Raw genomic sequence first — 5,107 nt, 5'->3', positions numbered from 1 at the left:
TTACATACACCATAACCTCACCCTCTATGCCTTCCAGAGTCATCACCCAAGGGCTTGAATTTTCCTCACCTTCACTAAGGGTAATTATGGTGCCTTCAAACCACTGCGTTTCAGCTTCTTCTTGCTCCTCCAGCTCAAGTTCTATTTCACCGCTCCTGTCTCCCAGCGTAACTTCAATCTCTATCTCGCCGGGAGTGTCTGGAAGTATGATTACCAGTTGCCCATCGGCGTCAGTACTTCCCACTTCTTCACCGTTCATCGTTACAGAGGCCTCTTCTACTGGTGTGCCATCGTCCGTGACCAATAGAATAATTTCTGCTCCCGGACCGGGTTCACCCTGCAGCCTGAGTTTCAATTCGCCTTCGGACTCTCCAGCCTCTTCCGGCTTCTCTCCCGCCTTCAATTTAAGCTCGTTGAAGTTCTGCTCAGCACCGCTCTCTGCTATCTGGGGCTTCAAAACGTATTTTCCACTCTTACCCGCCTTGACCACCGTAATATCATAGACGAAGTCAACCACAGAGTCGCTGATGGTAAAAGGCTTTGAAATCTGCAGTTTGTTACTGGGCAACTTCATCTCTATTTCATCCCCGCCGGTCAGGATTCCCTTAATACTATCAACATAGATAAACACTTTTGTGTACTCTCCCTCGGGGAGAGTTCCGCTCCAGATGGCGATGGCATTCGGCCCCGTCAACGGCTTCAGGTCCAGACCATCAATACCGTCACCATCGGGGTCAGGCTCAGGGTCAAGCACGTGCCACATGCCTGACTCACCGCCCTGATGCACACCTATACTGGAAATAGTCACGTAGAGATGTTCAAAATCTCCAATAGCATTGACCTCATCGCTTATCAGCATCCTGAAATTATCTTCCTCTCCGCTGGGCGATGGCGTCGGCGACGGAGTGGGTGTCGGCGTTGGCGCAGGTGCCGGCGCTGGGCCGGGTTGTGGAGCAGGCGTTGGACCAGGTGTCGGCACTAGCGACGGAGTTTCTTTACAGCCCACGGCTAACGAAGCCACCACCACCAAAATAATCAGCAAAGTTAAGTATTTCTTCATCTTAGTCCTCCTCAATTCCTGAATGAAAATTCCCTTACGTCTTATTTCCTCATTAATATTATAACGAATAAAATCAAAAAAGGTTACCTCATCAGTATGATAAAGTCATAGGTAATTAGTATCACAGGAAACGCACGTTAATGAACTTTAATAACTCTGTAACGCTTTTGTAATCTTCAAGGGGCTGTTCTTAACACTTTCGTAATATGACTTATGTATGATAATAAATGCTTACTAAAGTTCACCAATGAGTAAATAAGTTTATTAATGTTATAGAAAGGAAACCATCAAATCTATGTCAACCGTTGAAGAGTATCTTGACCGAATGCTTACCGTAAATGAAGTGGCGCATCTCTTTAACGTGCACCCTGGTACGGTGAGACGCTGGGAAAAGAAAGGGCAACTGAAATCATACCGCCTTGGACCAAAAAAGGTAATTAGATTCAGAAAAGAAGAGCTATATAGCTTTATCAATCATAGTAACCCGGAAGACCTGGAAGCTCAGTGATTTTTCAATTGCTATGTTTTGCCGAAAGTAGCAGAAGTATGTACAAAGATGCAGTATCTAATATGAGAAGTAAGCCTGAATGAAATTGATAGAAAGGGAAAAAAATGTCGAATCCACCATCAGAAGAACATAAGACTGAAAAAACTAGGGGGAAATCACTAAAACATCTGATTATTCAGCCTGAGTTGTTGAAACTCATCCCGGAATCAACGTCCAGAAAATATACCGCTATTCCGCTGGAGTCATCTGGCAACGTGCTCCATGTTGCCATGGCCAACCCTTCAGATATTGTTGCATTGGAGGCTCTCGCGGCACGCAGTCAGATGCATATTGTAACTGAACAAGCTAATGCAGAGGAAATAATTGAAGCTATCGACTTCAATTATCAATCATATGAAGAAATAGAGGAACAAATTTCGAGTTTCTCTTTAGACACAGAGGAGGCAGATTTACAGACTAGACTGAGTACAGTCACCGATGCCCCGGTGGCCCGGGCACTTGCTCTAATTATCGATGAGGCGGTAAAGGCCCGAGCTTCCGATATCCACTTTCAGCCCCAGGAAGATAAACTACAGGTGCGATTCCGCATCGACGGCACCCTTCATAATATGATTTCCCTTCCCCTAATGACGGCAAGCCCGCTCATTTCACGTATTAAAGTTTTGGCCAATATGAATATCGCTGACCACCACCGCCCGCAGGATGGTCAGTTATCTGTAAAGACGAGAACCGGGCAATCGATGGATATCCGCGTCGGCATGATTCCAACGGTATATGGTGAAATGGCGTCATTACGTCTTCTGGACAAATCTCGGGCCGTAATGGACCTGGCCGAACTGGGTTTCCTTTCGCAGAGCCTGGAGAAATATAACGAAATGCTCAAAATCCCGTATGGAATGATTCTGGTCAGCGGTCCGACGGGTGCCGGCAAGACTACCACCCTCTACGCATCAATCAACGGCCTGGCCTGCACAGAGAGGAATATTATTACCATTGAGGACCCGGTGGAATACCGCTTCATGAATATCAATCAGATCCAGGTGAATCCTAAAGCCGGTCTTACTTTTGCCAGTGGACTCAGGTCAATACTGCGACTTGACCCGGACGTGATACTGGTGGGGGAGATTCGCGATGCGGAAACAGCCCGAATTGCCATCCAGTCAGCGCTCACCGGACACCTTGTGCTTTCATCGATCCATGCCAATGATGCCGTGGGTGTAGTCTTTCGCCTTATTGACCTTGGAATTGAGCCATTTCTTGTGGCATCAGCGCTTATTGGAGTCGTCGCCCAAAGAATGGTACGGCGTATTTGTCCCGATTGTACACAGTTCACCGAGGTTCCCCTGATTGAGCAGAAGGGCTATCAAAAAGAGACAGGTGATGAGCGTAAAGAGTTTCTTTATGGAAGCGGATGCACATCATGCTCATATACCGGCTATTATGGACGAACAGGACTTTTTGAAATATTACAAATTAGCGACGAGATACGGATGATGTTGCTCAATGGTACCACCACGACAGGACTTCGAAATCAAGCCATCAAGGAGGGGATGGTACCTCTGGTTAACGACGGAATGTTAAAAGTGAAGGATCATCTTACCACACCTGCCGAAGTTTTACGTAACGCCTATTCCGTTGATTAGGATATATAAAGCCCAATTCTTTTACAAATTGACAATTGCAAATGGACTGCTTTTAAGGTGTTGAAATGGTGTACCAATACTTGGCATATAATGAACAGGGTGTGTTAGTTAAAGGCAGAGTTCCTGCCGCAAATGAAGAAGCGGCAAACGACCTGCTAAACTATGCCGGTTATCAGGCAGTCAGCCTCAAACCATATATCCCCTTCGTCAATGCGAATAGGTTAAAGGCGTTTCTATTTCATGTCAAACCCGGGGATATCATCCTTATATACCGGCAGATGGCCATGCTGCTGGAGTCCGGTATAGATATCGTTGCCTCGCTGGAACTGCTGCAGGAACAGGCCACCAGCCGCGCCGTAAAGAAGGTCCTGGGCGATGTAATTTCAGACCTGCGCGCCGGTCACCAGCTATCAAGGGCTCTGAGCAAGCACCCCCGTGCCTTTTCCCCTATTTACTGCCGGCTGATAGGCGTTGGTGAGCAGAGCGGTGACCTGGAAACGGTGCTCAACCAGGTGGCCGATTATATGGAGAAAGAGGTCACCACCGCCAAGGAGACCAAAAGCGCACTGATGTATCCGGTGATTACCTCGATTGTTACCGTCGGGGTCATTGCCGTTCTGGTGACCTTTGTCCTGCCCAGCTTTGGCAGCCTGTACAGTTCGCTGGGCGTTGAGATGCCCGCATCCGCCAGGCTGCTTATCGACCTTTCCGGAAAGCTGAAGGAGTACTGGACTTTCCTCATGCTGGGCATGCTGGCGGTCCTGGGCCTGTCTTATTTCTACATCAGAACGCCTAACGGCCGTGCCAAATGGGATAAACTTATCCTGCGTCTGCCGTTGCTCGGGCGTGTAATCCACCTGAGCGAGCTTTCCCGTCTCTGCCGGAGCATGTCATTGCTGTTCCGCTCTGGCCTGCCCCTGACCGAAATCCTCCCCCTGCTCGTCCAGAGCAGCCGGAACCAGGCAATGTCCAAAGCGCTCACCGAAGTCCAGCAGGATATGATCAAGGGCGAAGGAATATCACGGCCAATGGGCAAAAACAAACTCTTCCTGCCCATGATGGTGCAGATGGTAAGGGTCGGCGAGGAAACGGGCAACCTTGACGCTACCCTGCTCGCCGTTGCCCGAAGCTATGACGCGGAAGCTGAGGACAAAACCCGCTCTCTCATCGCACTGATACAACCGGCTATGACGCTGATTATCGGCGGAGTCATCGCTGCCATCGCCTTTTCTCTGGTTTCAGCCATGTACTCTATCTACGGACAGGGATTCTGATGCTTTATTGAGGAATTATTGATGATGAGATTCCGGCAAGTAATCAGGAATTTTACCCGGCGGGAGTCAGGAATAACCTTTATGGAAACGGTTATCGCCCTGGCCATCCTCGGCGCTGTCTCCGTTTCCTTCCTCAATGGCTTGACCACGGCTTCCAAATCCGTCTTCATCACCGATGAACACTCCACCGCCGAGAGCCTGGCGGCAAGTCAAATGGAATGGGTGAAAACCGCCAGCTATTCATACAACGCCACCTCCTATTCCACAGCGCCCCTTCCCGATGGCAAGGACTATTTACAGTATTCAACCACCGTGTTTGCTGAGCCGGTACGTACACCGGATGACGGCATCCAGAAAATCACCGTAACCATTCAACGTTCCGGCAAAGACATCCTTAACCTGGAAGGATATAAGGTCGACCGATGAGAAACGGCGAAAAAGGGTACACACTAATCGAATTAATTATAGCTACCACCATCCTCGTACTGGTGAGTGGGGCGGCCAGTATAGCTATATTTCAGATTATGAAGGGTACCGAGAGGAACAATACCCATATAAACGCAGTACGCCAGGTGCAGACTGCCGGATACTGGATTAGCCGTGATGCCAGAATGGCACAGAG

The 5,107-nt window shown here is 48.7% G+C and carries 6 protein-coding genes; 5 read left to right on the top strand and 1 reads right to left on the bottom strand.

The features are described 5' to 3' along the window. The coding region (locus tag KKD83_03455; GenBank protein ID MBU2535210.1) for a DUF4382 domain-containing protein at positions 1-1,060 on the bottom strand (1,060 nt) is incomplete at its 3' end. Positions 1,061-1,355: 295 nt separating this feature from the next. On the opposite strand from KKD83_03455, the gene KKD83_03450 reads away from it, so the two are divergent. From KKD83_03450 to KKD83_03430, 5 genes are all read left to right on the top strand, one after another. Next, the gene (locus KKD83_03450) at positions 1,356-1,568 is read left to right on the top strand and encodes a helix-turn-helix domain-containing protein (protein ID MBU2535209.1); all 213 of its coding nucleotides are present in this window, start codon (positions 1,356-1,358) and stop codon (positions 1,566-1,568) included. Positions 1,569-1,672: 104 nt separating this feature from the next. After that, positions 1,673-3,211 carry a GspE/PulE family protein gene (locus KKD83_03445; GenBank protein ID MBU2535208.1) on the top strand — a complete coding sequence of 513 codons (1,539 nt, stop codon included), beginning with the start codon at positions 1,673-1,675 and terminating at the stop codon, positions 3,209-3,211. A 65-nt stretch (positions 3,212-3,276) separates the two neighbouring features. Beyond that, positions 3,277-4,485 carry a type II secretion system F family protein gene (locus tag KKD83_03440; GenBank protein MBU2535207.1) on the top strand — a complete coding sequence of 403 codons (1,209 nt, stop codon included), beginning with the start codon at positions 3,277-3,279 and terminating at the stop codon, positions 4,483-4,485. Between the two features lie 21 nt (positions 4,486-4,506). Beyond that, entirely contained in the window at positions 4,507-4,911 is a 405-nt protein-coding gene (locus KKD83_03435) for a hypothetical protein (protein ID MBU2535206.1), read from the top strand. Continuing rightward, positions 4,908-5,107, top strand: a 200-nt coding sequence (locus KKD83_03430) for a type II secretion system GspH family protein (protein ID MBU2535205.1), incomplete at its 3' end; no start/stop codon positions are given. The genes KKD83_03435 and KKD83_03430, both read left to right, overlap by 4 nt.

Source organism: Chloroflexota bacterium (assembly GCA_018829775.1).
Taxonomy (GTDB): domain Bacteria; phylum Chloroflexota; class Dehalococcoidia; order Dehalococcoidales; family RBG-16-60-22; genus E44-bin89.
Note: the sequence above shows the minus strand (reverse complement) of the source record. Positions and strands in the feature narration are given on the sequence as shown.

Coding starts and splice junctions, on each gene's coding strand:
- KKD83_03450 (MBU2535209.1), top strand. CDS start 1,356: ATGTCAACCGTTGAAGAGTATCTTGACCGAATGCTTACCGTAAATGAA.
- KKD83_03445 (MBU2535208.1), top strand. CDS start 1,673: ATGTCGAATCCACCATCAGAAGAACATAAGACTGAAAAAACTAGGGGG.
- KKD83_03440 (MBU2535207.1), top strand. CDS start 3,277: ATGGTGTACCAATACTTGGCATATAATGAACAGGGTGTGTTAGTTAAA.
- KKD83_03435 (MBU2535206.1), top strand. CDS start 4,507: ATGATGAGATTCCGGCAAGTAATCAGGAATTTTACCCGGCGGGAGTCA.